This window comes from Nocardioides jishulii, from assembly GCF_006007965.1.
Taxonomy (GTDB): domain Bacteria; phylum Actinomycetota; class Actinomycetes; order Propionibacteriales; family Nocardioidaceae; genus Nocardioides; species Nocardioides jishulii.
Genome location: NZ_CP040748.1, coordinates 3,297,911 through 3,322,067 on the forward strand (window position 1 = coordinate 3,297,911; position 24,157 = coordinate 3,322,067).

Sequence of the window (24,157 nt, forward strand, 5' to 3'; positions counted from 1 at the left end):
CCAAACCTAACGTACGTCAGGCAGTGGCGCCCGCGTTTGGGACCTGCGGTTCAGGCAAGTCATCGCCCTGGTCCTCGGGGGTGACGTGGCGAGTCGCCACGAGCAGGACGATGACTCCCACCAGGGCAGCGAGCACCGAGGCCGCGATGATGCCCACCTTGGCCGCGTCGGTGAGCAGCACGGCACCCGGGAACGAGAGGCTCGCGATGAAGATCGAGACGGTGAAGCCGACACCTGCCACGGCCCCCAGACCGACCACCATCGGCCAGGTCGTCCCCTCGGGCAGGCGGCCCACCCCCAGCTTCACCGCGAGCACGGTGAAGAGCAGGATGCCGAGCGGCTTGCCGACCACCAGGCCGACGATGATGCCCAGACCCACCTCGGAGGTGAGGGCCTTCCCGAGGCCGTCCAGACTCAACGCGACGCCGGCGTTGGCGAGGGCGAAGAGCGGCAGCACGACGTAGGCCGACAGCGGGTGCAGCCGCGACTGGAGCAGCTCGACGGTCGGCACGGATCCGTCGAGCAGGAAGCGCAGGCGCGCGATCTCCTCGGGGTCGAGGTGGTCGTCGCGCAACGTCTCGACCGCGTAGCGACGCGCCACCTCCTCCTTGAGCAACGGCATCGCCGGCGTCAGCAGGCCGATCGCCACGCCGGCCAGCGTCGCGTGCACCCCGGAGGAGAGCAGGGCAAGCCAGACGCCGACGCCCACGACGACGTACGCCCAGCGGTTCCACACGCGCATCACGCGCATCGCGACCATCACCAGGAGTCCGGCGATGGCCAGCGCCAGGGCTGGCAGGGAGAGGTCTGAGGTGTAGAAGACGGCGATCACCAAGATCGCGCCGATGTCGTCGACCACCGCCAGCGTCAGCAGGAAGAGGCGCGCGGGCCCGGGGATGCGGCGGCCCAGGACGCCCAGCACGCCGACCGCGAAGGCGATGTCGGTCGCCATCGGGATGCCCCAGCCGGCGCTGCCGTCACCCCCGGCGTTGATCGCTGCGTAGATCCCCGCCGGGACCAGCATGCCGCCCACCGCAGCGATCATCGGCAGGGCCGCGCTGCGCGGGTCACGCAGGTCGCCCTGCACGAGCTCGTACTTGATCTCCAGGCCGACGACGAAGAAGAAGATCACCATCAACGCGTCGTTGACCCAGTGCTGCAACGACTCGCTCAGCGTCCACGACCCGATCTCGATGGTGATCGGGGTGTGCCAGAACGTGTCGTAGGAGTGGGAGGCGTTGGCCCACACGAGCGCGGCGACCGTGGCCAGGAGCAGCAGGATCGAACCGGCCGCCTCGATGCGCATGAACTCCTGCACCGGGCGGGCGACCAGACGGGCCAGCGGTCTCTCGCTGCGGCTCCAGGTCGGGCCGCGGGACCACACTTCGTTGGGGTCGCGCCACTTCTGCTGCGGGCTGGACGGGCTCACATCTCTCCTCGGAGTCGGTCATGCATCACCGCGCCCCACCGGCGCGAGCCGACCAGACTTCCCGGCGCTCCGATCGCCACACTACCAACGGGCCGTGCGCGACGATCCCCGCGTTCTGTAGGGTGCGACACATGGCAACCGAACCGGTCCAGGACACCGACCCCACCATCGGCCGTCTGATCAGCGACGCAAGTCGCGACTTCTCCTCGCTGATCCACCAGGAGATCGAGCTCGCGAAGTCCGAGCTCAAGGTCTCGGTGAAGGCGGGCGGGACGGGCATCGGCCTCTTCGCCGGCGCCGCCTTCATGGGCCTGATGTTCCTGGTCCTGCTGTCGGTGACCATCGCGTTCTTCATCAACTGGAACGGCGAGGGCCTGGCCCTGCACTGGGCCTTCCTGATCGTGACCGCCTTCTACCTCGTCGTCGCGGGCATCCTGGCGCTCGTCGGACTGCGGAAGGTCAAGAAGGTCAAGGCGCCCGAGCGTGCGATCCGTCAGGCGCAGGAGACGGGCCAGCTGCTCAAGCGCTGACAGCGCTCGAGGGGTCGGCCGGTTGGTCGACCCGTCAGGACCTGCTCGTCCGACTGTCCGGGCGTCAGCCCGCGCAGGGCCCGGTGTCCACGGCCGCCTTCGCGGTGAGCCCGATCGCGGCCGACTCCTGCACCTGCTGCGCGGTGAGCGCGTAGCCGGTCTGCGAGTCGGTCACGGACGCGGCGAAGACCATGCCCACCACGTCACCGTCGGTGTCGACGACCGGGCCGCCGGAGTTGCCGGGACGCACCAGTGCGCGCAGCGACAGGACCTCGCGGATGACGGTGCCGTCGCCGTAGATGTCGGGCGAGCGCAGGCGCTGGGTCGCACGGACGCGACCGGACTGCACGTTGTACGGCCCGTCCTGCGGGTAGCCGAGGATGGCCACCGGCTCCTTGTCCTTGACCCCGTCGGCGAAGTCCAGGGTGGGGATCCCGCGGGCGGAGAGCGCCAGCACGGCCACGTCGAGGTCAGCGTCGTAGAGCACGACCTTGGCCTCCACCCGGTCGCCGTCGATCTCGACCTCCGGCTCGTCGACGCCCGCGACGACGTGGGCGTTGGTCATCAGGCGACCCGGCGCGTAGAGGAAGCCGGTGCCCTCGACGCCGCGACCGCACTCGTTGGCGCCGTAGACCTTGAAGGTGCTGGCCTCGGCCGCCTTGACCTCGGGGTCGTTGAGCGTGCGGGGATCGCCCTCGGGGACCGCGACGATCCGCTCCGGGGCGAAGGGCTCGAGGTAGCGCGGGAAGAAGCTCGAGCCCACCACGTTGTTGAAGCCGTTCAGAGCCGAGGTCACCCGGTCGGGCAGCAGCTGGTCGAGCTTCGCGAGGACGAGCGAGGAGCGTACGGCCGGGGTCACCGTCGAGAGCTTCGACCCGGAGACCGCCACACCCAGCACCCACGCCACCAGCAGCACGGCTGCTGCCGACAACGCTGCGCCGCCGACCGCGTCGAGCGCCCGGACCGGCTGCCAGGTGATCCGGTCACGGATCTTGGCGCCCGCCCACTGCAGCAGGCCCTGGCCGATGGAAGCCGACAGGATCACGATCAGCAGGGCGCCGAGCGAGACCCACAGCGACGGCTCGGCGTCGCCCAGCACGACGGGCGCCAACCAGACCCCGAAGAAGCCACCGGCCAGCAGTCCGACGGTCGCGAAGGCCCCGGTCACGAAGCCCTGCCAGTAGCCGGAGAGTGCGTAGACGCAGGCGACAACCACCAACACCCAGTCGAGGATGTTCACCAGTTCTACTCCTGCAGCTTCGTGTTGGGGGCGAGGTCCGCCTGGCCAGGAGCATTACCTTGCAACATCAACGGTGGCAGGTCGCGCACCAGGGACTTGTCCCACGGCTTCGTCCACCCGACGTAGTCGAAGAGTCGCGCGATGATCCCGGCGGTGAAGCCCCACAGGATGACGTCCTTCTGCGCGCCCACGGAAAAGCCCGGCCCGACCCATCCCGAGGGGTGACGCACGTTGAACCGGTGCGCCGGGTCGAGCAGCTGGGCGATCGACTCGTGGTGGATCGCGTGCACCTCGTCGGGGCTCGCCACGTGCACGTGCCCGCGGTCGCGCCAGTAGCCCAGCACGGGGGTCACCACGTAGTTGGCAGGCGGCAGCCAGAGGTCGGGCAGCTGCCCGAAGACGTCGATCTCGCCGGAGACCAGCCCGATCTCCTCGTACGCCTCCCGCAGCGCCGCCTCGACGACCGACTCGCCCTCGTCGATGCCGCCGCCGGGGAAGGAGACCTGCCCCGGCTGGGTACGCATGTGGTGGGCGCGCTCGGTGAGAAGCACCTCGGGCTCGCCGCTCTGCGACTCCGCGAAGAGCACCAGCACCGCGCCATGGCGTGCGTCGACGTCCGGGGGCGGCGCGAAGCGGGTCAGGTGGTCGACGGTGATCGTCCCCGCGGCCTCCACCACCGGGCGCAGCCACTCGGGGAAGTGGTCCGGGCCCTGCTGCACGACGTCGCTCACGTGGCGGCCTCCAGGTCGAGGTGACGCTCGACGATCTCCTCGAGCTCGGCGAGGTCGTCGAAGAGCTGCATCTCCACGCCGACGAGGTCGCCGTCGGCGTCGACGAAGGCGAGGAACGGCAACCCAGGTACGCGTGGCATCGGGTCGCGCCCGTCCAGCTCGCCGTCGAGGTCGACGACCATCGGGTAGGTCGCCCCGACCTCGGCGACGAACTTCTCGGCCTTCTTGCTCTGCGCGTCCTGGTAGTCGACGCCGAGCACGTCCACGCGTCCCTCGTACTTCTTCGAGAACTCCTCGAGGATCGGCATCTCCTTGCGGCACGGGGTGCACCACGACGCCCAGAGGCTGACCACGGTCGGGGAGTCCAGGTCGGCCAGGTCGACGGACGGTTGCCCCGCGAAGCCGGGCAGCGTCAGGTCGGGCATGGGAGCGGGCAGCGACGACGACGTGCTCTCCCCGTCGACTCCGCCGGGCGTGCAGCCCGTCAGGGTGAGCGCGGTCAGGACGGCGACGAGCGCGACCATGCGGGCGCGCAGCCGCGGCGTACGCCGGGCAGGACGCGTCATGCCGGCCCCTGCGTGCGTACGAGCTTCTCGGCCTCGACCGGATCCGTGGGCCCTTCGCCGTACGACGGGCACCAGCGCGCCACCGGGCACGCGCCACAGGCGGGCTTCTTGGCGTGGCAGCGGCGGCGGCCGTGCCAGATGACGTGGTGGGACAGCATCGTCCAGTCCTTCTTCTCGAACAGGTCCCCCACCGCGAACTCGACCTTCACCGGGTCGGTCTCGGTCGTCCACCCGAAACGGCGCACGAGGCGGCCGAAGTGGGTGTCGACGGTGATGCCGGGGACGCCGAAGGCATTGCCGAGCACGACGTTGGCGGTCTTGCGCCCCACGCCCGGAAGCGTCACCAGGTCGTCGAGCCGGCCGGGGACCTCACCGTCGTAGTTCTCCACCAGGGCGGCCGAGAGCTTCAGCAGCGACGTCGTCTTCTGCCGGAAGAAGCCCAACGGCCCGACGAGCTCCTCCAGGTGCTCGCGCGGAGCCGCGGCCATGGCTCGCGCGTCGGGGTAGGCCGCGAAGAGGGCGGGCCGTGCGGCGTTGACGCGGCGGTCCGTGGTCTGGGCGGAGAGCACCGTGACGACCAGGAGCTGGAAGGCGTCGTCGAAGTCGAGCTCGCAGTGGGCGTCGGGGTAGGTCTCGGCGAGCACGCGGTTGACCTTGCGCGCGCGGCGTACCAAGGAGGTGTCGGGCGAGGTGGGGGCGGGCAGTGCTGGCACGTCGGTCAGCCTACGGTGGCGACCCGACAAGTCGGCCGTGACGGCGCGGGGCCACGGTGGACGGCCTGCGGAACCACTTCGGGGCTAACGTTCGTACGACGTTCCGGGCCCCAATGTGGGCGTGTGAGGTATACCACTGGTTAGGATGAGGTGCACCCGGGGACTCGGGAGCCGCTACGACTGGAGGATCCGTGGACAACGACGTGCTTCGACAGGCACCGCTTTTCAGTGCGCTGGACGACGAAGCCGCCACCGCGCTCAGCAACTCGATGGCCGAGACGAAGCTGCGACGCGGCGACGTGCTCTTCCACGAGGGCGACTCCGGTGACCGGCTCTACGTGGTGCTCGACGGCAAGGTGAAGCTCGGACGCTCCGCCGCCGACGGGCGCGAGAACCTCCTCGCCGTGATGGGCCCCGGACAGATGTTCGGCGAGCTCTCCCTCTTCGACCCGGGTCCGCGATCGGCCACCGTCACCGCGGTCACCGACGCCTCCTTCGCCTCGCTGTCGCACGAGGACCTGCTGCGCTGGCTCGACGGCCGCCCCACGGTGGCCCGCAGCCTCCTCGGCCAGCTGGCCTCCCGCCTGCGCAAGTCCAACGACGTCGTGGCCGACCTGGTCTTCTCCGACGTCCCGGGCCGTGTCGCCAAGGCGCTCCTCGACCTGGCCGACCGCTTCGGCCGCTCCGCCGACGACGGCGTCCACGTGCACCACGACCTCACCCAGGAGGAGCTCGCCCAGCTGGTCGGCGCCTCCCGCGAGACGGTCAACAAGGCGCTCGCCGACTTCGCCTCGCGCGGCTGGATCCGCCTGGAGCCCCGCTCCGTGGTGATCATGGACATCGAGCGACTGGGCAAGCGCGCGCGCTGAATCTCTGCTTGACGTGAAGGGCGAGGGTCTTCCCTCGCCCTTCACTCATTTGTCCGAGAGCGTGCCGAGTCACGGAGTTCGGCGCTCCGGCAGCGCTCCGTCTGAAATAGTCGTGCCCCGGTGCCACCCGCACCGACCCTCGGCGTCGTCTGACCTGGTGAGGGACCGCCACGGGGCTGTCCACGTGGTCACGGGGAAGGGGTCGAGGGTGCTGACTGCTGACGAAGCCGGGTTCGCCGAGTTCGTGGCGACCCGCGGACGCGCGTTGCAGCGCGTCGCCTTCCTCCTCACCGGCGACCACCACACCGCCGAGGACCTCGTCCAGACGGCGCTCCTGGAGGCCGCGAGGCGCTGGACCAGGATCCACACCTCCCCCGAGGCGTACGTCCGCCGCTCCATCTTCACCGCCAACGTGTCGCGGTGGCGGCGCAAGCGCTTCACCGAGTCCGAGCTGGTCTTCGACCGCGAGGCGCCGGCGGCGCACGACACCGACGTACGCCTGACGCTGGCCGACGCCCTCGACCAGCTCACCACGAAGCAGCGGGCTGTCATCGTCCTGCGCTACTACGAGGACCTCACCGAGGTGCAGGCCGCCGCGGTCCTGGGGATCTCCGTCAGCACGGTGAAGTCCACCCACCGCCACGCCCTGACCCGTCTGCGTGAGCGCTCCCCCGAACTCTCCGAGCTGATCGGGAGGACGTCATGACCCACCACGACACCCTCGAGCACCAACTCCGCGTGGCCCTTCACGACATGGCCGACCGCTACGAGCCCGCACCCCTGCCCCGCGACCTGTGGCAGCGGGGCCGCGCCTCGCAGCCCCGTCCCGTACGCCTGGAGCTGGTCGCCGCGACGATCGTACTGGTCGCGCTGCTGGCCTCGATGGTGGCGCTCACCCACCCCGGCGCGGTGCTGCACCCGGCCGACGTCCCTGAGGGCGGCGCACTGCCGACCGACGTCTGGCTGCCCGACGAGTTCGCGGACCGACGCCGCGAACCGCTCAGCGACGAGGGAGCCGCATCGCTGGCCACCATGCTCGACGACACCTCCGCCCTGCTCGTCGACGCCGAGACCGGCGAGCACCGGGTCCGGGAGCTCGTCGACGTGGCAGCGACTGGCCGCACCCGCCCGTGGCTGGCGCTCGCCCCCGACGGCACCCGCCTGGCCCACCCGTTCCGCTCCGACGTCTCGGGCCGCCAGGAGACCAAGGCGGGGGTGGCGATCAACAGCCTCGTCGACGGCGGCGCGGTGCTGCGCGAGCTCAGCAACGCCGACGGACTCCCGATCGCCGTCCAGTCGATGCAGTGGTCACCCGACGGTACATGGCTGGCATGGACCGGGGCCGCCCTGCAGCCCGCCGAGGGCTGGGCCTCCGAGGCTCCCTGGATCGGCGTCATGGACCTTGAGGCCGATCGCGTACGCCAGTGGCAGCTGCCCACGGGCAACGCCTGGGGCAACGCCGTCGCGGTGGCCGACGACGGCACCGTGGTCGTCACCTCCGGCACCTCGCTCTGGCAGCTCGGACCGGAGGTCCGCAGCGGCGTGCTGACGCGCGGCGACGCACGTCGCCTCCCGGGGGACGGGGGTGACGACCAGGGCGGCATCGCGGTCGACGCAGCCGGGACCGTGCTCTCCACGATCCTGCAGGAGAGCGGCGAGGACGTCCTGCGCTCCCGCGACATCGACCTGACCGCTGACCCGCTCACGGCGCGCTACCGGACCTGGATCGCCAGCGACCAGCAGATGGCTCTGTGGATGATGATCCTGGGGCGCACCCCCGACAACGCGCTGCTCGCCCTAGACGACGGGGGTCTCCCGCGCCTGCAGCGCTCGGCCGACGGTGGGGACGCCGAAGTCATCACGCAGCTCCACTCCGAGGACGGCAACTACTGGCAGGACCGCCAGGTCACGGTCGCCGTCGGGCTCGGCGACACCCCACCCGTCACCTTCACCAAGCCGGCGTGGGCGCGCGACACGCTCCGCTGGTTCACGGTCGGCCTGGTCGTGGTCCTGGTCCTGTTCGCCGGGCTGCTCTTCCTGCACCGCCGCCGCAGCCGGGACGGAAGGGGCCCTGCGGCCGAGGTGGTCGGCGCGGCGCCGGTCGGTGGGCGTACGACGCGAGTGCTCCGCTCGCTGAAGGGGTGGGCGCGCGCGGTGCTGCTCGTCGCTGTCGGTCTGGTGGCCGCGGTCTGGCTCCGCGCCGCGGCCCTGCCCGGCTGGCTCTGGATCGCGATCGTCATCGCGGTGGCGGGGCTCTTCGCCGCTGTACGGCTCCGACGCGCGGGCCGTCGAGTCCTCGGGGGTCTCGGTCTCTCCCCGGCTCTGACCCTGGTCCTGGTCCTGGTCCTGCTCTACGCCTCCCAGCCCGTGTGGCCCGCCCTTTCCGACACGCCCGAGGGAGGACCCGCGCTACCCCGGGTCGCCCACGTCCCGGCGTACGACGACGCCGCCCGCGACGGCGTCGCGACTCCCGTGGACGAGGTGGACGTCGACCGAGCCTCGGCCCTGGTGAGCCCCTACGCCGAGGGCGACGCCCACGTCGTCCTGGTCGACGCCGACACCGGACGCCACCACCTCGTCGACCTGCCCGGCTCCCACATCTTCGGCATGGACGCCGGGACCACACCGTTCGTGCTGAGCCACGACGGCCGTCGCCTGGCGTGGGCCTACGCCGACTTCGAGACCGACGAGGCCGGCATCGCGCTCTTCACCTTGGGAGGCATGGAGATCTCCCGGCTCCCCCTGGTCGGACGCAACGGCGCCCCTGTCCGCGTCGACCAGCTCTCGTGGTCGCCCGACGCGAGCCACCTGGTCTGGTGGGGTGACGAGGCCGCCTGGTGGAACGACGCCAACTCGACGTTCACCGGCCCGATGCGTACGTACGGCGTCACCGCCACCGACGACCTCGACCCGACCTTCCGGACCGTCCGCGGCGACTACGAGTCACCGGGGGCGGTGGCGGTGGACGACACCGGCACCGGACGTCTCCTCGTCGGGAGACGACTCCTCACGTTCACCGCAGAAGAGGACGACGACGAGCCCGCACCGCGGCCGGTCAGCGAGCGCGCACTCCCGTGGTCGAGCGGAGCGGTCTCGGCCGACGGGAGCACGTTGGCGCTCGGCGTCAACGGAGGCGTGGGACGAGATGACCTGGTTACCGGACTGCGGACCCTCGACCTGACGGACCCCGAGGCCAGCGTCGTCCTGCATCCCTGGGACGCTCCCCGGGACGGCGACCGCGTCGACGTGCTCGGGTTCTCCCCCGGTGGCTCACCCGTGGTGGCACACACCTCCTGGAACGCCGAGCGCGCTCCCGAGATCGTCGTCGTGGACAGCGCTGAGGGGCGGATGGTCAGCACGGTGAGCGAGGATGCGATCACCACCTTCACGGTCGCGAGCGACCTCGCCGAGCGTCCGACGCTCGACGTCAGCGAGCCGCGCTGGCCGGTCAGCGACGAACGCTGGACCGTGATCGGTCTGCTGGCTGCACTACTGGCGTTTCAGGTGAGCCTCACCTGGTGGCGACGCAGGCGACGACCCAGCAGCGACTGTTCGGTCGACGGCGCCGCCCGGCCTCACATGTGACCGGTCTCGAGGAACCTCTGGTGCCAGCTCAACGCCTCGTCGAGCAGGTGCGGGGTGTGCAGGGCGTTGGGGCGCGCGGCCTCGGCCCGCTCGACGTAGTCACGCAGCGCGTCGCGGTAGTCGGGGTGCGCAGCGTTCTCGATGATCGCTCGGGCCCGCTTACGCGGAGAGAGGCCACGCAGGTCGGCCAGGCCCTGCTCGGTGACGATGACCATGACGTCGTGCTCGGTGTGGTCGACGTGACTGACCATCGGCACGATCGCGGAGATCGCCCCGCCCTTGGCCGTCGACGGGGAGACGAAGAAGTTGAGGTAGGCGTTGCGGGCGAAGTCACCCGAGCCGCCGATGCCGTTCATGATGCTCGAACCCATGACGTGGGTGGAGTTCACGTTGCCGTAGATGTCGGCCTCGATCATCCCGTTCATGCAGATCAGCCCGAGGCGACGGATCAGCTCCGGGTGGTTGGAGATCTCCTCGGTGCGCAGCAGGATCTTGCCCTTGTAGTCAGCGATGTTGTCCATGAAGCGCTTGACGCCTGCGTCGGAGAGCCCGAACGAGGTCGCCGAGGCGAAGTCGAGCGTGCCGTCGTCGAGCAGGTCGAGCATGCCGTCCTGAAGCACCTCGGTGAAGGCGGCCAGCCCTGAGAAGGTGCTGCGGCTCAGCCCCGCGAGCACCGCGTTGGCGACGTTGCCCACGCCCGACTGGATGGGCAGCAGCTCCTTGGGCATCCGGTCGGCGGCAACCTCGGCCTGCAGGAAGTCGACCAGGTGCTCGGCGATCTTGATCGACGTCTCGTCGAGCGGGGAGAACGCGGCGTTGCGGTCCGGGGAGTGGGTCTCGACCACGGCGACCACCTTGCGGGGGTCGACGCGCAGGTACTGGTCGCCGATCCGCTGCGTGGGGTCGGTCAGCTCGATCGGCTGACGGTAGGGCGGCAGCGCCGTGCCGTAGTAGACGTCGTGGAAGCCCTCGAGCTCGCGGGGCTGCCAGTGGTTGACCTCGAGGATCACCTTGTCGGCCTGGTCGAGCCAGGTCTTGTTGTTGCCCACCGACGAGCTCGGCACCAGCCTGCCGTCGGGCAGGATCGCGGTCACCTCGACCACGGCGACGTCGAGGTTGCCGTAGAAGCCGAACCACATGTGCTGCGCCGAGTGGCTCAGGTGCACGTCGAGGTACTCCACCTCGCCGGAGTTGATCTCGCGTCGCAGCGTCGGGTCGGAGTTGTAGGGCAGGCGCCGACCGATCGCGTGTGCCTCCGCCAGGACGCCGTCGGCGTCCGGCGCGGTGGAGGCGCCGGTCCACAGGTCGATCCGGAACTCCTCGCCGCGGGCCCGAGCCGCGCGTACGCGGTCGGCCAGCGCCCTCGGCACTGCCTTGGGATAGCCGGCGCCGGTGAAACCACTCATGCCGACCCGGTCACCGGGTCGAATGTGGGCGACCGCCTCCTCTGCGGAGACGACCTTCGTGCCGAGGACGGGGCAAGTGATCCGAGCGTTCACCTCACCATCATCCCACTGGTCCAGCCCGGGGGCCTCGCCGGTCAGCGTTGCCGGGCGAGGTACGCGAGCTGCGCGCGCACCGACAGCTCCGCCGCGCCCCACAGCACCGGGTCGACGTCGCGGTAGACCTGCTCGACGACCGTACGCGGCGTGAGGGTCGCTCCACTGCCGGGCGCGAGGTCGAGCTCGGTCAGCGCCTCGGCCAACGTGTCGCGCTGGGCGAGGTCGAGGACGGCCTGCTCCACCTGCGCGAGCCGGTCGCGGCGATGGGCGATGTAGAAGTCCAGGGCGCCCAGTGCGTCGTCGATGACCGGCCCGTGGCCGGGCAGGATGCGGGTCGCCTCCTGGTTCTCCGCCAGGGCGTGGAGCCGGTCGAGCGAGTCGAAGTAGGCGCCCAGCTGTCCGTCCGGGTGGGCGACCACGGTCGTACCGCGGCCGAGCACCGTGTCGCCGGTCAGCACGGCACCGTCACCGGGGAGCACGAAGGAGAGGGAGTCGGCCGTGTGGCCGGGCGTACCAACGACGTGCACCTCCAACCCGTCGACCGCGACGACGTCGCCGTCACCGAGACCCTCGGAACCCAGGCGGTGCGCCGGGTCGAGGGCGCGGACGCCGCAGCCCATGCGCTCGGCGAACTCCTTGGCGGCCTCGGAGTGGTCGAGGTGGTGGTGCGTCAGCAGCACGACGCCGACCTCGCCGGCCAGATCGGCCACTGCGTCGAGGTGGCTCAGGATCGAGGGACCCGGGTCGACGACGACGCTGCGTCGTGCGCCGGGCTCGCGCAGCACCCAGGTGTTGGTGCCGTCGAGGGTCATCAGGTTGGGGTTGGGAGCGAGCACGCAGTGCGCCCGCTCGCCGAACGATCCGCCGCCCCAGGGCTGGCTCACGACAACCCGCTCCGGGTGACCAGCGAGTCCCAGTCCGGGTGCTGGGTGAGGCCGAACTCGCCGTCGGCCTCCTCGGTGACCCGGGGCATGAACATCTCGAGCCGTCGGGTGGAGGCGTCAGCCAGCACCTCGGCGGGGGTCGCGTGCAGCGAGACGTCGAGGCAGCTCTGGAAGGTGGGCGGGAGCATGATGACCCGCCCGGCCAGCGCCTCGTCGAAGGCCGAGCGCGCCGTACGCCACTCGACCGCGGACGCCTCGGAGGAGATGTCACGGGTGACCTGCCCCTCGGGCAGCAGCGCCACGAAGAACCAGGTGCGGTAGCGGCGCGGTTCGAAGTCAGGCGTGAGCCAGGCGCTCCACGCGCCGAGCAGGTCGCTGCGCAGCACCAACCCCCGGCGCAGCAGGAAGTCGTGGAAGCTCAGGTCGCGCGCCTCCAGGGCCACGCGGTCGGCCTCCCAGTCGTCACCCGTCGTGTCGGCCACGACCGAGTCGGCGTCAGGACCGGCGAGCAGGACGCCGGACTCCTCGAACGTCTCACGGACCGCGGCACAGACCAACGACCGCGCCAGCGACTCGTCGGTGCCGAGGATCTCGGCCCACTCCGACGGGCTGGGACCGGCCCACGCAACCGCGGGGTCGTCGTCGGTCGGGTCGACGCCACCGCCGGGGAAGACCCACATGCCCCCGGCGAACGCCATCGACTGCTGACGGCGCATCAGGTAGACCTCGGGGCCCTCACCGGGCACCGAGCCCTCGCGCAGCAGCAGCACGGTGGCGGCGTTGCGCGGCTCGGCCGGGATGGCCTCACCCGAGGCGAAGGCTCGGCTCTGCTCCACCAGGTGGGGCGGGAGGGCGAGTCGACGCACTCAGACCTCGACCATGATCTCGACCTCGACGGGCACGTCGAGCGGGAGCGCCGAGACGCCCACGGCGGAGCGCGCGTGGATGCCGGCGTTACCGAAGACCTTCCCGAGCAGCTCGGAGGCGCCGTTGGCGACCTGCGGCTGGCCGGTGAAGTCGGGCGTCGAGGCGACGAAGACGACGACCTTGACGACGCGCTTCACCAGCGCGAGGTCGCCGATCTCGGCCTTCACCGCGGCGATGGCGTTGAGCGTGCACTGCTGCGCGCACTCGACGGCCTGCTCGGAGGTGACCGTGTCGCCGACCTTGCCGGTGAAGATCGGGACGCCGCCGCGGACCGGGATCTGGCCCGAGGTCAGCACGAGGTTGCCGGTGCGCACCGCGGGGACGTACGCCGCGACGGGCTTGGCCACCTCGGGAACTGCGAGACCGAGCTCGGCGAGCCGCTCCTCGGGGTGCGTCATCAGTCGTCCAGGGGGCGCTTCAGGAAGGCGACGAGGCCACCCTGGGCGTTGGTGTGGATGGCGACGAGCTCCCACCCGTCGGCACCGAAGTTGTTGAGCATGAGCGCTTCGTTGTGGAGCGGAATGGGCGCCACCTGGTACTGCCACTTCGTCTTCGCCTGAGTCATGGGCAGACCCTATCCCGCAGGAGCGACGCCGTCAGCGAGCGCTGCGCCTGCCGACGCAAGCTCAGGCCCGGCCCGTCACGCTGCCTCCTCAGGAGGCAAGGCTGTACCTCAAGCCACCTTCCAATGTGACGCAGATCGTATATCTTCTACACATGGCCTTCAGCACAATCACGAACCTCGACGTCGCCGCTCACCAGAAGAAGAGCGCCGAGCTCAAGGCTCGCCTGCACAGCAGCGAGTCCACCACCTACGTCACCGGCCCCACGGGCAACGGCAACGGTGAAGTCGTCCTGCTCCTGGGCGGCACCGGCTACATCGGCCGCGCCGTCGTTCCCGAGCTGGTCAAGCGTGGGTACAAGCCGGTCGTCCTGGCCCGCTCGGAGTCCGCGAAGGGCGAGGCGGAGTTCGAGGGCGCGGACGTCGTCATCGGCGACCCGACCCGCCTGGGCGACGTGCAGCGCGCCGTCACCCAGACCAGCCCGCAGGTGGTCATCTCGCTGCTCTCCGGCCGTCGCCCCAATGACGCCGAGGAGTGCCGTCAGGTCGACCACGAGGCGATCGGCAACGGCATCAAGGCCGCCGTCGAGGGTGAGGTCAAGCAGTTCATCCACATCTCCGACTTCGGCGCCTACCGCCCCGAGCTCATCCCGCAGGTCTACAAGCTGCAGGTCGAGGGCGAGCTCATGGGCCGCCACCACGGTGACCTGGACTGGACGATCATCCGGCCCACCGCCTACTACCCGTACCTGTCGATGACCTTCGGCGACGTGAAGAACGGCGAGAAGTACCGCATCTTCGACCACGGCGAGTACTCGGTCGTGAACCCGATCGCCCGCGAGGACCTGGCCGAGTTCATCGTCAACCAGGTGCTCGACCCCCACGCGATCGGTCGCATCCTGCCCGTCGGCGGCCCCTGGACCCCCGACAACACCGTCACCCTCAAGGACGCCGGGCAGATGATGTTCGACGTGCTCGGCAAGCCGGCCGAGTTCGACGTCGTCACGATGGCGTCGTGGGACAAGAAGATCGCCAACCTGACCCGCGCTGGCAAGCTCTACAAGAAGCTCGCCCCCGTCGCCTTCTACCTCGAGGCCGCGAAGTACTGGTCGGTCGTCGACCACGTCGCCCCGGCCTACGGCACCCGCACCCTGCGCGGCTTCATGGAGAAGCTGAAGGACCGCGAGTTCCCGACCGGGTCGTTCCGCGAGCGGATGAAGAGCGGCACGAACGTCATGCCCACCGACATCTGAGGAGCTCTTTCCACCTATCCTCGACAGGTGGCGAAGAAGGCTTCTGGAGGCACCCCGGCGACCGACGCGTTGAGCGCCGCCGGGGTGCCCTTCACGTTGCGTCCCTACGACCACGACCCGCGCGCGGCCTCGTACGGCCTCGAGGCGGCGGAGGCGCTCGGCTTCCCGCCCGAGCAGGTCTTCAAGACGCTCGTCGTCGACGTCGCAGCCTCCGGGCGTCCGTCGCTCGCCGTCGGGGTGGTGCCCGTCGCCGGCCAGCTCGACCTGAAGGCGATCGCCGCCGCGCTCGGCGCCAAGAAGGCCGTGATGGCCGACCCCGCCCTGGCGGCCCGCTCCAGCGGGTACGTCGTCGGCGGGATCTCCCCGATCGGCCAACGTACGCCCCTGCCATGCGTCGTCGACGCGAGCGCGCTGCTGCACGAGACCGTCCTGGTCTCCGGCGGACGCCGCGGCCTCGACGTCGAACTGTCCCCCCACGACCTGGTCTCGCTCACCGGCGCGACCCTTGCGGAGATCTCCCGTTGACCACCCCCCAGACCACCACGCAGACCGACCAGGGCGGCGGCATCCTGTCGCCGGCCTACCTCGCCACCACCCTCGGCACCTTCGCGGTGATCGTGCTCGTGGCCTTCGAGAACCTCGCCGTCACCACGGTCATGCCGACGCTCACCGACGCGCTCGACGGGCGTGACCTGTACGCCCTCGGCTTCGCCGCGCCCCTGGCCAGTGGTGTCGTCGGGATGGTCGCGGCCGGCATGATCAGCGACCGTCGCGGCCCGGCGATGCCGTTGCTGCTGGCGCTGAGCGTCTTCGCCGGTGGTCTGCTGATGGCCGGGGCGGCGACCTCGATGGAGCTCTTCGTCGCCGGGCGCGTGCTCCAGGGCCTGGGCGGCGGCGGCGCCACCGTCGTGCTCTACGTGGTGATCGGACTGATCTACCCCTCCCGCCTCCAGGCGTCGGTCTTCGCCGCGCTCGCCGCGGCGTGGGTGCTGCCGTCGCTCTTCGGGCCTGCGGTGGCCGCGGTGATCTCCGAAGCCTTCGGGTGGCGCTGGGTCTTCCTCGGCACCGTCGCGCTCGTCGCGGTCGTCGGCCTGGGGCTCGCACGCCGCGTGCTCGGACTGCCGCAACCCGAGCAGCAGCCGGAGCACACCTCGTACGCCCCGCTCGTGTGGGCGGTCGTGGCGGCCGCCGCCGTGCTGGGCGTACGCCTGGTCGGCGACAACGTCGTGCTCGCGCTGGCCTGCGCCGCGCTGGTGCTCTTCGCCCTCACCCACCTGCTGCCGAAGGGGGCCCTGCGCCTGGCCGAGGGACTGCCGTCGGTGATCTCGACGCGCGGCTTCCTGGCGGGTTCCTTCTTCATGGCCGAGGGCTACGTGGTGCTGACGCTGGAGGAGAAGTGGGGCCTGACCCCCACCGTGGCCGGCCTGGCACTGTCGGCCGTCGGCATCGTCTGGGCGCTCACCAGCTGGCTCCAGGCGCGGATGCGGCGACTCGGGCACACCCGGGCGATGACCGTGGGCGCCTTCGTGATCGTGGCCGGGCTGGTCCTGCTGACCGGCGCGATCTGGCTGGAGGTCAACCCATGGATCGCCGGAGCCGTCTACGTCGTCGCCGGCGCCGGCATGGGCTTCGCCTACCCGCGCACCGGCGTGGCGATGCTGCAGGCGTCCACCGACGTGGACCGAGGGTTCAACTCCGCGGCGCTCAACGCGGCCGACTCGATGGGCGGCGCGCTGTCGCTGGCCCTCGCCGGCCTGGTCTTCGCCACCGTCGAGTCAGCCGGTGGCGACCCGTTCACGGCGGTCTACTGCTTCGCGAGCGCCGTCGCCGTCGTCAGCGTGCTGGCGGCCGCGCGGACCAACGCGCACGGCACGCCGGACGGCGCTGCGCACTGACGCACGACCGGGAAGGCAGTTCGCTGGGGTTGCGGCTGGGCTGAGCGTGTCTCCGGCGCGATCCGGGCGGAATCTCCTTCCGGGGCGCGGCCAGACACGGACGCACGGCCCGGAAGGCAGTTCGCTGGTCTCGCGGCTGGCCTGAGCGTGTCTGCACCGCGACCCCGGCGGAGTTTCCTTCCGGGGCGCGGCCAGAACCTCACCCAGCCAGCAGCTGCAGCGTCTGCTCGCGTGACGGCGTACGGTCGAGCGGGTCGCCGGCCCGGGCGCCGCCGATCGGCTGGACCATCACCTCGTCGACCTGGTGGAGGTAGGCGAACTCGGCGATCCGCTCACGGGCCGACTTCGGTTCGTCCACGATCCAGGTCTGGCGCATGGCGTGCACCATGTCGAGCTGCTCCATCGGGAAGCCGATCTCGACGGCCTCCTCGACGGTGCGCTGGGCGTTGAACGGGCCGCCGGTACGCAGCGCGATCATCGACTGCATGTGCGGCGTGGCCAGCTCGAACGCCTCGTCCTCGGTCTCGGCCACCGACGCGTTGACGGTGAGGAAGGTCCGCGGCTCGGGGTAGGCCTCCGAAGGCTGGTAGTTCGCCCGGTAGAGCTCGAGGGCCTGGGCGGTGCCCTGGCCGAAGAAGTGGTGGGCGAAGACGTACGGCAGCCCCTGCTGCGCGGCGAGGCGGGCGGAGTAGTCGGAGGAGCCCAGCAGCCACATCCGCGGCACACTGGAGGCCAGCGGTGTCGCGCGCAGGCTCTGGCGGCGCGAGCCGTAGGCCATCTCCACGCCCTCGGGGCGCAGCAGCATGGCGATGTCGGAGACGTACTCGGGGAAGCGGTTGACCGCCTCGTCGGGCGACTCCATCTCCTGCCCGCGCAGGACGAAGCGGGTCAGCGCGTCGGTGCCGGGCGCGCGGCCGATGCCGAGGTCGACACGCCCCGGGAAGGCCGCCTCGAGCAGCGCGAACTGCTCGGCGACCACGAGCGGCGAATGGTTGGGCAGCATCACGCCGCCCGACCCCACGGAGATCCGTTCGGTGGCCGAGGCCAGCATCGCGATCAGCACCGGGGGGTTGGTCGAGGCGACCGAGACCGTGTTGTGGTGCTCGGCCACCCAGTAGCGCCGGTAGTCCAGCTGGTCGGCGATCTGGGCCAGCGCCGTGCTCGCGCGCAGCGCCTCCCCGGTGGTCTGGCCCGTACGCACGGGGGTCAGGTCAAGGACGGAGAGCTGGGGCATGGGAGTCACGCCCGGCTGAACGGTCCAGGCGTGGCCGCTATTCCGCCGCGTCTGCTGGTCCACGCCTCCGGAGGCGTTTCTCGGACACCCTGCGCCGCGACTGCGGCGGCCTCTAGATTGCCGCCATGAGTTCCCTTCTCTTCGCCGGGCTTCTCGCGGCCGTCTCGATCGCCCTCTTCGTGTGGTGGATCATGATGCTCGTCGAGGCGCTGCGCATCCCCGGGCCGCGTTGGACCGAGGCAGGTCACAACCAGGTGCTCTACGTGATCGGGATGTTCCTGCTCGGCTGGCTGGGGACGTTGCTCTACGTGCTGATCCCGCGCAAGGACCTCCGGGCGACCAACTCTGCCGTCTGAGCAGCAGTGTTTCCTGGACTGTCCCGACCGTCGGCAAAGAGCCCTAGATTGTCCGCATGTTTGGCATCGGTTCCACGGAGCTCCTCGTCTTTCTCGTCCTGCCCTCCATCGCCCTGGGCGTCTGGTGGCTCTGGATGCTCATCGAGGCGCTCCGCGTCCCCGGACCGCGCTGGACCGAGGCAGGTCACAACCAGGTGCTCTACGTGATCGGGATGTTCCTCATCGGCTGGCTCGGCACGCTGCTGTACGTCCTCATCCCCCGCAAGGACCTGAAGGCGCACGGCGGCACCACTCCACTGTGAGCCTGTCCCTGCGGCCAGGCCGGCGGCCTGGCCCGTGCGTCTGCCCCGGGCGTCTGACAGTCGTGAGCCCGGCCGTCGCGGCCCGCTGCCACGCGTAGGCGGTCACCGATATCGGGGAAAGGGAGGGCGGTCTGCCCTTCTGTGCGCCCGCGGCACCTACGGTCTCGCGCATGAACTCCAGCCTGTTCTCCCTGCTCATCGTCCTGCTGCTCGCCGCCATCGTCGGCCTGTCGATCGCCCTCTACGAGAACCTGACCTCCACCCGCGACTGAGCCAGACGCACCACACCCCGTCCGGCTTACCGAACGGGGCGTGGTGGACAGGCGGGTCAGAGCGCGGAGATCACAGCGCCGAGATCAGGGCAGGCTCCGTCTTCTCCCGGACCTCTTCCTCGGTCACGCCGGGGGCCAGCTCGACGAGCACGAGCCCCTCGGGAGTCACGTCGATGACCGCGAGGTCGGTGATGATCCGCTCGATCACCTTCTTGCCGGTGTAGGGCAGCGAGCACTCGTTGACGATCTTGTAGGAGCCGTCACGCGCGACGTGCTCCATCAGCACGATGACGCGCTTGGCGCCGTGCACCAGGTCCATCGCGCCGCCCATGCCCTTGACCATCTTGCCGGGGATCATCCAGTTCGCGATGTCGCCGGCGGCCGAGACCTGCATGGCGCCGAGGATGGCGGCGTCGATCTTGCCACCACGGATCATCCCGAAGCTGGTCGCGGAGTCGAAGAACGAGGCGCCGCGGCGCACCGTGACGGTCTCCTTGCCGGCGTTGATGAGGTCGGGGTCCTCCTCGCCCTCGAGCGGGTAGGCGCCCACGCCGAGGATGCCGTTCTCCGACTGGAGCACGAGCTCGACGTCGTCCGGCACGTAGTTGGGCACCAGCGTCGGCAGGCCGATGCCGAGGTTGACGTACTGGCCGTCGCTCAGCTCGGCGGCGGCGCGGGCTGCCATCTCTTCACGGGTCCAGCCCTTGTTCTGCTCAGCCATGGCGCTCAGGCCTCCTGTCCGGCGGTACGCGGGGTCACGGTGCGCTTCTCGATCCGCTTCTCCGCGGCCTGCTCCGGGGTCAGCGCGACGACGCGCTGGACGTACACCCCGGGGGTGTGGATGTCGTTGGGGTCGAGCTCGCCGGGCTCGACGAGGTGCTCGACCTCGGCGATGGTGACCTTGCCGCACATCGCCGCGAGCGGGTTGAAGTTGCGCGCGGAGTCGCGGTAGACGAGGTTGCCGTGGCGGTCACCCTTCCAGGCGCGCACCAGGCCGAAGTCGGCGACGATGGCCTCCTCGAGGACGTACTCCCGTCCGTCGAAGTCGCGGGTCTCCTTGGGCGGGGAGGCAACCTCGACGTTGCCGTCGGCGTCGTACTTCCACGGCAGGCCGCCCTCGGCGATCTGGGTGCCGCCGCCGGTGGCGGTGAAGAAGGCGGGGATGCCGGAGCCGCCGGCGCGCATGCGCTCGGCGAGCGTGCCCTGCGGGGTCAGCTCGACCTCGAGCTCACCGGAGAGGTACTGGCGGGCGAACTCCTTGTTCTCGCCGACGTAGGAGGAGACCATGCGACGGATCCGCTTCTCCATGAGCAGCTTGCCCAGGCCCCAGTCGTCCACGCCGCAGTTGTTCGAGACGGCCTCGATGTCGCTGATGCCTGCCTCGAGCAGCGCGTCGATGAGCGTCGACGGGATGCCGCACAGACCGAATCCACCGACCGAGAGCGTCGCACCGGACGGGATGTCCGCGACTGCCTCGGCGGCGCTGGCCACCACCTTGTCCATTCGGGGTTCCTTCCTGCCGGGAGTCCGCGCCGACGCGGGCTCCGCACCAGCCCTGATTCCAGTGCAGCGGGGTCAGCACGTCAACGGGTGCCCATCCAGCTGACGCGAATCTCTCGTCCTACGACACTGGGTGGCCTGTAGCGTTCATCCAGTGGACACTCCTGTGGACGTCGTCGGCCGCGTCTCCGCCCTGCTGCGCGCGGTCGCAGCCCACGAGCCGACGGGCGCGCGTACGTCCGAGCTCGCCCGCCGCGTCGGCCTCGCCCGCCCGACGGCCCACCGGCTCCTCACCTCCCTCGCCGAGGCCGGGTTGGCCGACCGTGACGCCGCGACCGGACGCTGGCTGCTGGGACCAGAGCTCTTCTTCATGGGCAACGCCGCCAAGGCCCGGTACGACGTCACCGCCCTGGCCCAGCCCGTCGTACGACGGCTGGCCCAGCTGACCGGCGAGAGCGCCTTCTTCTCCGCCCGGCGCGGCGACGAGACCATCTGCCTGCTGCGCGAGGACGGCTCGTTCCCGATCCGCTCCCACGTGCTGCGCGAAGGCATCCGGTTTCCCCTGGGTGTCGCCTCCGCCGGCCTGGCGGTGCTGTCGTTCCTGCCGGACGCCGAGTTCGAGGACTACCTCGCCCGGACCGACCTCATCGCCGGCTTCGGCGCGGACCACAGCGCCGATGCGGTGCGCGAGCGCGTCGCCACCACCCGCGCCGAGGGCTGGACCGTCAACCCGGGACTGATCGTCGAGGGGTCGTGGGGCATGGGCGCCGCGGTCTTCGACGCCGCCGAACGCCCCGCGTGGGCGTTGAGCCTGACCGGCATCGAGCAACGCTTCTCCGCTGCCCGACGCCGCGAGCTGGGCCCGTTGCTGTTGCGCGAGGCACACGCCCTGTCGATCGCCCTGTCCCGCCACTAGGTTGGGCGACGTGGAAGCTCACAACGAGACGCACACGACGACAGGCACCACCACCGACAACCACGACTGGTCAGGCGTGCAGCTGCACGTGGTCACCGGCAAGGGCGGCACCGGCAAGTCCACGGTGGCCGCCGCGCTCGCGCTCGCCCTCGCCTCGTCCGGGCGCACCGTGCTGCTCTGCGAGGTGGAGGGACGCCAGGGCATCGCCCGGATGTTCGACGTCGACCCGCTCCCCTACGTCGAGACCAGGATCGCTCGCGGACTCGCCGACGGGAAGGGGCGCGCCGGCACCGTGCACGCCCTGCACATCGATCCCGAGTCGGCGCTGCTCGAATACCTGGCGATGTACTACAAGCTCGGCCGGGCCGGAAAGGCGCTGGAGAAGTTCGGCGTCATGGAGTTCGCCACCACGGTGGCCCCGGGCGTACGCGACGTGCTGCTGACCGGCAAGGTCTTCGAGGCGGTGGAGCGCAACAGCCGCCACAAGGGCGCGGTGACCTACGACGCCGTCGTCCTCGACGCGCCGCCCACCGGACGGATCGCGCAGTTCCTCAACGTCAACGGCGAGCTCGCAGGGCTGGCCAAGGTGGGACCGATCCGCAGTCAGGCCGACCGGGTGATGACCCTCTTCCGTTCCCCTCGCACCGCGGTCCACCTGGTGACGCTGCTGGAGGAGATGCCGGTGACCGAGACCATCGACGGGATCGCGGAGCTGCACGACGCCGACCTGCCGGTGGGCGCGATCGTCGCCAACCTCGTACGCCCGCAGGAGCTCCCCGCCGACCTCCTCGCGCAGGCCGCCGCCGGGGCGCTGGACCGCGACGCGGTCGCCGCCGGGCTGGCCGACGCCGGACTGGAGCCCGCACCGTCCCTGGTCGACGCCCTGCTGGACCAGGGACGCGACCACGCACTGCGCCTCGAGCTCGAAGCCAGCATGCGCCAGCTCGTCGAGGAGCCGGGCGTGCCGACGTACGCCCTCCCCCAGCTCGTCGACGGCGTCGACCTCGGTGGGCTCTACGAGCTCGCCGCCCTCCTCAAGGACCAGGGGCTCGGACGATGACCCGCACCCGTGTCGGACCGCTGGCGAGCACCGCCAGCGACGCACCCGCCCTCGACGTCGACGCGCTGATCGACGACCGCGAGATCGGCATCGTCGTCTGCTGCGGCTCGGGTGGCGTCGGCAAGACCACCACCGCCGCCAGCCTCGCGCTGCGGGCCGCCGAGCGCGGGCGCAAGGTCGTCGTGCTGACCATCGACCCGGCCCGTCGGCTGGCCCAGTCGATGGGCATCGAGAAGCTCGACAACACCCCGCGACCGGTGCCGGACGTGGACGGGGAGGGGTCGCTCGACGCGATGATGCTGGACATGAAGCGCACCTTCGACGAGGTGGTGCTGTCGCAGGCCTCGCCGGAGAAGGCGCAGCAGATCCTCTCCAACCCGTTCTACGTGGCGCTGTCGAGCTCGTTCGCGGGGACGCAGGAGTACATGGCGATGGAGAAGCTCGGCCAGATCCAGCGCCAGGCGCAGAAGGACGGCAGCTACGACCTGATCGTGGTCGACACCCCGCCGTCGCGCTCGGCGCTCGACTTCCTCGACGCCCCCGAGCGACTCTCCAGCTTCCTCGACGGGCGGTTCATCCGGATCCTGCTGGCCCCGGCCAAGGGCCCGGCCCGGTTGATGACGGCAGGCTTCGGCATCGTCACCGCCGCGCTCAACCGGGTGCTCGGCGCCCAGGTGCTGACCGACATGCAGGTCTTCGTGGCCGCCTTCGACACCCTCTTCGGCGGCTTCCGGGCGCGCGCGGAGAAGACGTACGCCCTGCTCCAGGCCGACGGGACCGCCTTTCTGGTGATCGCCGCGCCGGAGGAGGACGCCCTGCGCGAGGCGGCCTACTTCGTCGAGCGTCTCGACGAGGACGAGATGCCGCTGGCCGGCCTGGTCGTCAACCGGGCCGCGCCGCCGAGCGGGAGCGACCTCAGTGCCGACGAGGCCGGGGCCGCCGCCGACCGGCTCGGGCGTACGCCGTCGGAGACAGCCGATCTCACCGCCGGGCTGCTGCGCCTGCACGCCAGGCGCCTGCGGCTCGAGGAGCGTGAGGGCCGGTTGCGGAGACGCTTCGCCGCCGCCCACCCGACGGTCGCCACCGTCGTGGTGCCGGCGCTGCCCACCGACGTGCACGACCTCGAGGGTCTACGCCGGATCGGGGATCTGTTGGCCGAGGGCTGACCACCCTTGACGGGGAGGCACGCCGTCAGAAATGCCAGACGTCCCCGGCCCTTTCGGGTGGCCGGGGACGTCGCTGGTCCGGCAGTGCTGCTGCCCCTGGAGTGACCGACGGGTCAGCGTGGCATCAGAACTGGAGGGTCGGGATGCCGGTGCGGGCGTGGTCCTCACGAGCGGACTCGAGGACGGTGCGCCAGGAGGCGCCGGGACGACGACGGAGCAGCGCACGGCGCTCACGCTCGGTCATTCCGCCCCACACGCCCCACTCGATCTGGTTGTCGAGGGCCTCCGCCAGGCACTCGGTACGGACGGCGCAGCCGTTGCACAACTGCTTCGCCTTGTTCTGCTCAGCACCACGGACGAACAGCTGGTCCGGTGCCGAGTCCTTGCAAGCCGCCTTTGACGACCAGTCCTCAACCCACATGTCTCTCTCCCCAAAGATCCTCAATATGGTGGTGGACATCCCCACGAGTCCGACTCACCATTGATGCTGCACTCTCAAAGGTATGGACCAGCGAGACGCAGGGACAGACACGTTTAGCCCAGATCGCATAGTCACCTATGACTAGTCCGTAATGACTACATCGAGTAGGGGATGGACAGGGAGACTCGGAAAAAGTCCGACCGAACCCCCTCCGGCGCCCTGAAAAGTGTGATGGGGTATCTGC

General features: G+C 70.5%; 26 protein-coding genes. 12 read left to right on the plus strand and 14 right to left on the minus strand.

Annotated elements, in window-relative coordinates; translation table 11 throughout:
• Window positions 1-16 precede the first annotated feature (16 nt).
• Window positions 17-1,429: a Na+/H+ antiporter NhaA gene (nhaA, locus tag FCL41_RS15735; protein ID WP_212723056.1), complete on the minus strand. Its 1,413-nt coding sequence runs from the start codon at window positions 1,427-1,429 to the stop codon at window positions 17-19.
• A 131-nt stretch (window positions 1,430-1,560) separates the two neighbouring features.
• Between nhaA and FCL41_RS15740 the strand changes: the two genes are divergently transcribed.
• Entirely contained in the window at window positions 1,561-1,959 is a 399-nt protein-coding gene (locus FCL41_RS15740) for a phage holin family protein (protein ID WP_137064746.1), read from the plus strand.
• A 64-nt stretch (window positions 1,960-2,023) separates the two neighbouring features.
• Here the strand turns inward: FCL41_RS15740 and FCL41_RS15745 are convergent, their stop codons facing one another.
• From FCL41_RS15745 to nth, 4 genes are read right to left on the minus strand one after another with little or no spacing between them, the layout of a single operon-like run.
• Window positions 2,024-3,199, minus strand: a complete 1,176-nt coding sequence (locus FCL41_RS15745; RefSeq protein ID WP_137064745.1) for a MarP family serine protease — start codon at window positions 3,197-3,199, stop codon at window positions 2,024-2,026.
• Window positions 3,200-3,204: 5 nt separating this feature from the next.
• A complete protein-coding gene (locus FCL41_RS15750; protein WP_239021681.1) occupies window positions 3,205-3,930 on the minus strand; it encodes an NUDIX hydrolase in 726 nt (241 codons plus the stop codon).
• Window positions 3,927-4,496 (minus strand): TlpA family protein disulfide reductase, encoded by a 570-nt coding sequence (locus FCL41_RS15755; protein ID WP_137064744.1) that lies wholly within the window; start codon window positions 4,494-4,496, stop codon window positions 3,927-3,929. Before FCL41_RS15755 ends, FCL41_RS15750 begins: the two co-directional genes overlap by 4 nt.
• Entirely contained in the window at window positions 4,493-5,200 is a 708-nt protein-coding gene (gene nth / locus FCL41_RS15760; RefSeq protein ID WP_420846579.1) for an endonuclease III, read from the minus strand. The genes FCL41_RS15755 and nth overlap by 4 nt, the downstream gene beginning before the upstream one ends.
• A 200-nt stretch (window positions 5,201-5,400) precedes the next feature.
• Here nth and FCL41_RS15765 point away from each other — a divergent pair, with 200 nt between their 5' ends.
• The 3 genes from FCL41_RS15765 (at window position 5,401) to FCL41_RS15775 (ending at window position 9,663) form a co-directional block, all read left to right on the plus strand.
• A complete protein-coding gene (locus tag FCL41_RS15765; RefSeq protein ID WP_137064743.1) occupies window positions 5,401-6,078 on the plus strand; it encodes a Crp/Fnr family transcriptional regulator in 678 nt (225 codons plus the stop codon).
• 208 nt (window positions 6,079-6,286) lie between these two features.
• Window positions 6,287-6,784 carry a SigE family RNA polymerase sigma factor gene (locus FCL41_RS15770; protein ID WP_212723055.1) on the plus strand — a complete coding sequence of 166 codons (498 nt, stop codon included), beginning with the start codon at window positions 6,287-6,289 and terminating at the stop codon, window positions 6,782-6,784.
• Window positions 6,781-9,663, plus strand: coding sequence for a hypothetical protein (locus tag FCL41_RS15775; protein WP_137064742.1), 2,883 nt, complete (start codon window positions 6,781-6,783; stop codon window positions 9,661-9,663). Before FCL41_RS15770 ends, FCL41_RS15775 begins: the two co-directional genes overlap by 4 nt.
• On the opposite strand, the gene FCL41_RS15780 is transcribed toward FCL41_RS15775, so the two are convergent.
• The 5 genes from FCL41_RS15780 to FCL41_RS17560 form a co-directional block, all read right to left on the minus strand.
• Window positions 9,654-11,162, minus strand: a complete 1,509-nt coding sequence (locus FCL41_RS15780) for an acetyl-CoA hydrolase/transferase family protein (protein ID WP_137064741.1) — start codon at window positions 11,160-11,162, stop codon at window positions 9,654-9,656. The genes FCL41_RS15775 and FCL41_RS15780 overlap by 10 nt on opposite strands.
• Before the next feature lie 41 nt (window positions 11,163-11,203).
• Window positions 11,204-11,977, minus strand: a complete 774-nt coding sequence (locus tag FCL41_RS15785) for an MBL fold metallo-hydrolase (protein ID WP_137065353.1) — start codon at window positions 11,975-11,977, stop codon at window positions 11,204-11,206.
• Window positions 11,978-12,045: 68 nt separating this feature from the next.
• Window positions 12,046-12,915 (minus strand): NUDIX hydrolase, encoded by an 870-nt coding sequence (locus FCL41_RS15790; protein WP_137064740.1) that lies wholly within the window; start codon window positions 12,913-12,915, stop codon window positions 12,046-12,048.
• On the minus strand, window positions 12,916-13,374 hold the full coding sequence (locus FCL41_RS15795; RefSeq protein ID WP_137064739.1) for a RidA family protein: 459 nt from the start codon (window positions 13,372-13,374) through the stop codon (window positions 12,916-12,918). It abuts the gene before it with no gap.
• Window positions 13,374-13,541, minus strand: a complete 168-nt coding sequence (locus tag FCL41_RS17560; RefSeq protein WP_170970169.1) for a Sp36 family protein — start codon at window positions 13,539-13,541, stop codon at window positions 13,374-13,376. Before FCL41_RS17560 ends, FCL41_RS15795 begins: the two co-directional genes overlap by 1 nt.
• A 152-nt stretch (window positions 13,542-13,693) precedes the next feature.
• On the opposite strand from FCL41_RS17560, the gene FCL41_RS15800 reads away from it, so the two are divergent.
• From FCL41_RS15800 to FCL41_RS15810, 3 genes are read left to right on the plus strand one after another with little or no spacing between them, the layout of a single operon-like run.
• Entirely contained in the window at window positions 13,694-14,791 is a 1,098-nt protein-coding gene (locus tag FCL41_RS15800; protein WP_137064738.1) for an NAD(P)H-binding protein, read from the plus strand.
• Between the two features lie 27 nt (window positions 14,792-14,818).
• Complete coding sequence (gene ybaK / locus FCL41_RS15805) at window positions 14,819-15,316, plus strand: Cys-tRNA(Pro) deacylase (protein ID WP_137064737.1); 498 nt, start codon at window positions 14,819-14,821, stop codon at window positions 15,314-15,316.
• A complete protein-coding gene (locus FCL41_RS15810) occupies window positions 15,313-16,686 on the plus strand; it encodes an MFS transporter (protein ID WP_137064736.1) in 1,374 nt (457 codons plus the stop codon). The genes ybaK and FCL41_RS15810 overlap by 4 nt, the downstream gene beginning before the upstream one ends.
• A 199-nt stretch (window positions 16,687-16,885) precedes the next feature.
• On the opposite strand, the gene FCL41_RS15815 is transcribed toward FCL41_RS15810, so the two are convergent.
• Complete coding sequence (locus FCL41_RS15815) at window positions 16,886-17,920, minus strand: LLM class flavin-dependent oxidoreductase (RefSeq protein ID WP_137064735.1); 1,035 nt, start codon at window positions 17,918-17,920, stop codon at window positions 16,886-16,888.
• 125 nt (window positions 17,921-18,045) lie between these two features.
• Between FCL41_RS15815 and FCL41_RS15820 the strand changes: the two genes are divergently transcribed.
• Window positions 18,046-18,276, plus strand: coding sequence for a hypothetical protein (locus FCL41_RS15820; protein WP_137064734.1), 231 nt, complete (start codon window positions 18,046-18,048; stop codon window positions 18,274-18,276).
• Window positions 18,277-18,332: 56 nt separating this feature from the next.
• A complete protein-coding gene (locus FCL41_RS15825) occupies window positions 18,333-18,578 on the plus strand; it encodes a hypothetical protein (protein WP_137064733.1) in 246 nt (81 codons plus the stop codon).
• A 342-nt stretch (window positions 18,579-18,920) separates the two neighbouring features.
• Here the strand turns inward: FCL41_RS15825 and FCL41_RS15830 are convergent, their stop codons facing one another.
• Complete coding sequence (locus tag FCL41_RS15830; RefSeq protein WP_137064732.1) at window positions 18,921-19,571, minus strand: 3-oxoacid CoA-transferase subunit B; 651 nt, start codon at window positions 19,569-19,571, stop codon at window positions 18,921-18,923.
• Between the two features lie 5 nt (window positions 19,572-19,576).
• A complete protein-coding gene (locus FCL41_RS15835; RefSeq protein WP_137064731.1) occupies window positions 19,577-20,353 on the minus strand; it encodes a CoA transferase subunit A in 777 nt (258 codons plus the stop codon).
• Between the two features lie 151 nt (window positions 20,354-20,504).
• Here FCL41_RS15835 and FCL41_RS15840 point away from each other — a divergent pair, with 151 nt between their 5' ends.
• Genes FCL41_RS15840 through bagB form a run of 3 tightly spaced genes read left to right on the plus strand, consistent with a single transcriptional unit; the run spans window position 20,505 to window position 23,492 of the window.
• Window positions 20,505-21,266 carry an IclR family transcriptional regulator gene (locus FCL41_RS15840; RefSeq protein WP_137064730.1) on the plus strand — a complete coding sequence of 254 codons (762 nt, stop codon included), beginning with the start codon at window positions 20,505-20,507 and terminating at the stop codon, window positions 21,264-21,266.
• 10 nt (window positions 21,267-21,276) lie between these two features.
• Complete coding sequence (bagA, locus tag FCL41_RS15845) at window positions 21,277-22,326, plus strand: ATPase BagA (protein WP_425325788.1); 1,050 nt, start codon at window positions 21,277-21,279, stop codon at window positions 22,324-22,326.
• Complete coding sequence (gene bagB / locus FCL41_RS15850; protein WP_137064729.1) at window positions 22,323-23,492, plus strand: ArsA family ATPase; 1,170 nt, start codon at window positions 22,323-22,325, stop codon at window positions 23,490-23,492. The genes bagA and bagB overlap by 4 nt, the downstream gene beginning before the upstream one ends.
• Before the next feature lie 124 nt (window positions 23,493-23,616).
• On the opposite strand, the gene FCL41_RS15855 is transcribed toward bagB, so the two are convergent.
• Entirely contained in the window at window positions 23,617-23,913 is a 297-nt protein-coding gene (locus FCL41_RS15855) for a WhiB family transcriptional regulator (protein ID WP_137064728.1), read from the minus strand.
• Window positions 23,914-24,157: the final 244 nt, after the last annotated feature.

What these genes read in the sequence shown, in the direction of transcription:
- bagB (WP_137064729.1), top strand. Translation starts at nt 22,323, where the DNA reads ATGACCCGCACCCGTGTCGGACCGCTGGCGAGCACCGCCAGCGACGCA.
- FCL41_RS15800 (WP_137064738.1), top strand. Translation starts at nt 13,694, where the DNA reads ATGGCCTTCAGCACAATCACGAACCTCGACGTCGCCGCTCACCAGAAG.
- FCL41_RS15795 (WP_137064739.1), bottom strand. Translation starts at nt 13,374, where the DNA reads ATGACGCACCCCGAGGAGCGGCTCGCCGAGCTCGGTCTCGCAGTTCCC.
- FCL41_RS17560 (WP_170970169.1), bottom strand. Translation starts at nt 13,541, where the DNA reads ATGACTCAGGCGAAGACGAAGTGGCAGTACCAGGTGGCGCCCATTCCG.
- FCL41_RS15835 (WP_137064731.1), bottom strand. Translation starts at nt 20,353, where the DNA reads ATGGACAAGGTGGTGGCCAGCGCCGCCGAGGCAGTCGCGGACATCCCG.
- FCL41_RS15825 (WP_137064733.1), top strand. Translation starts at nt 18,333, where the DNA reads ATGTTTGGCATCGGTTCCACGGAGCTCCTCGTCTTTCTCGTCCTGCCC.
- FCL41_RS15775 (WP_137064742.1), top strand. Translation starts at nt 6,781, where the DNA reads ATGACCCACCACGACACCCTCGAGCACCAACTCCGCGTGGCCCTTCAC.
- FCL41_RS15740 (WP_137064746.1), top strand. Translation starts at nt 1,561, where the DNA reads ATGGCAACCGAACCGGTCCAGGACACCGACCCCACCATCGGCCGTCTG.
- FCL41_RS15755 (WP_137064744.1), bottom strand. Translation starts at nt 4,496, where the DNA reads ATGACGCGTCCTGCCCGGCGTACGCCGCGGCTGCGCGCCCGCATGGTC.
- FCL41_RS15815 (WP_137064735.1), bottom strand. Translation starts at nt 17,920, where the DNA reads ATGCCCCAGCTCTCCGTCCTTGACCTGACCCCCGTGCGTACGGGCCAG.
- FCL41_RS15830 (WP_137064732.1), bottom strand. Translation starts at nt 19,571, where the DNA reads ATGGCTGAGCAGAACAAGGGCTGGACCCGTGAAGAGATGGCAGCCCGC.
- FCL41_RS15820 (WP_137064734.1), top strand. Translation starts at nt 18,046, where the DNA reads ATGAGTTCCCTTCTCTTCGCCGGGCTTCTCGCGGCCGTCTCGATCGCC.
- FCL41_RS15785 (WP_137065353.1), bottom strand. Translation starts at nt 11,977, where the DNA reads ATGACCCTCGACGGCACCAACACCTGGGTGCTGCGCGAGCCCGGCGCA.
- FCL41_RS15855 (WP_137064728.1), bottom strand. Translation starts at nt 23,913, where the DNA reads ATGTGGGTTGAGGACTGGTCGTCAAAGGCGGCTTGCAAGGACTCGGCA.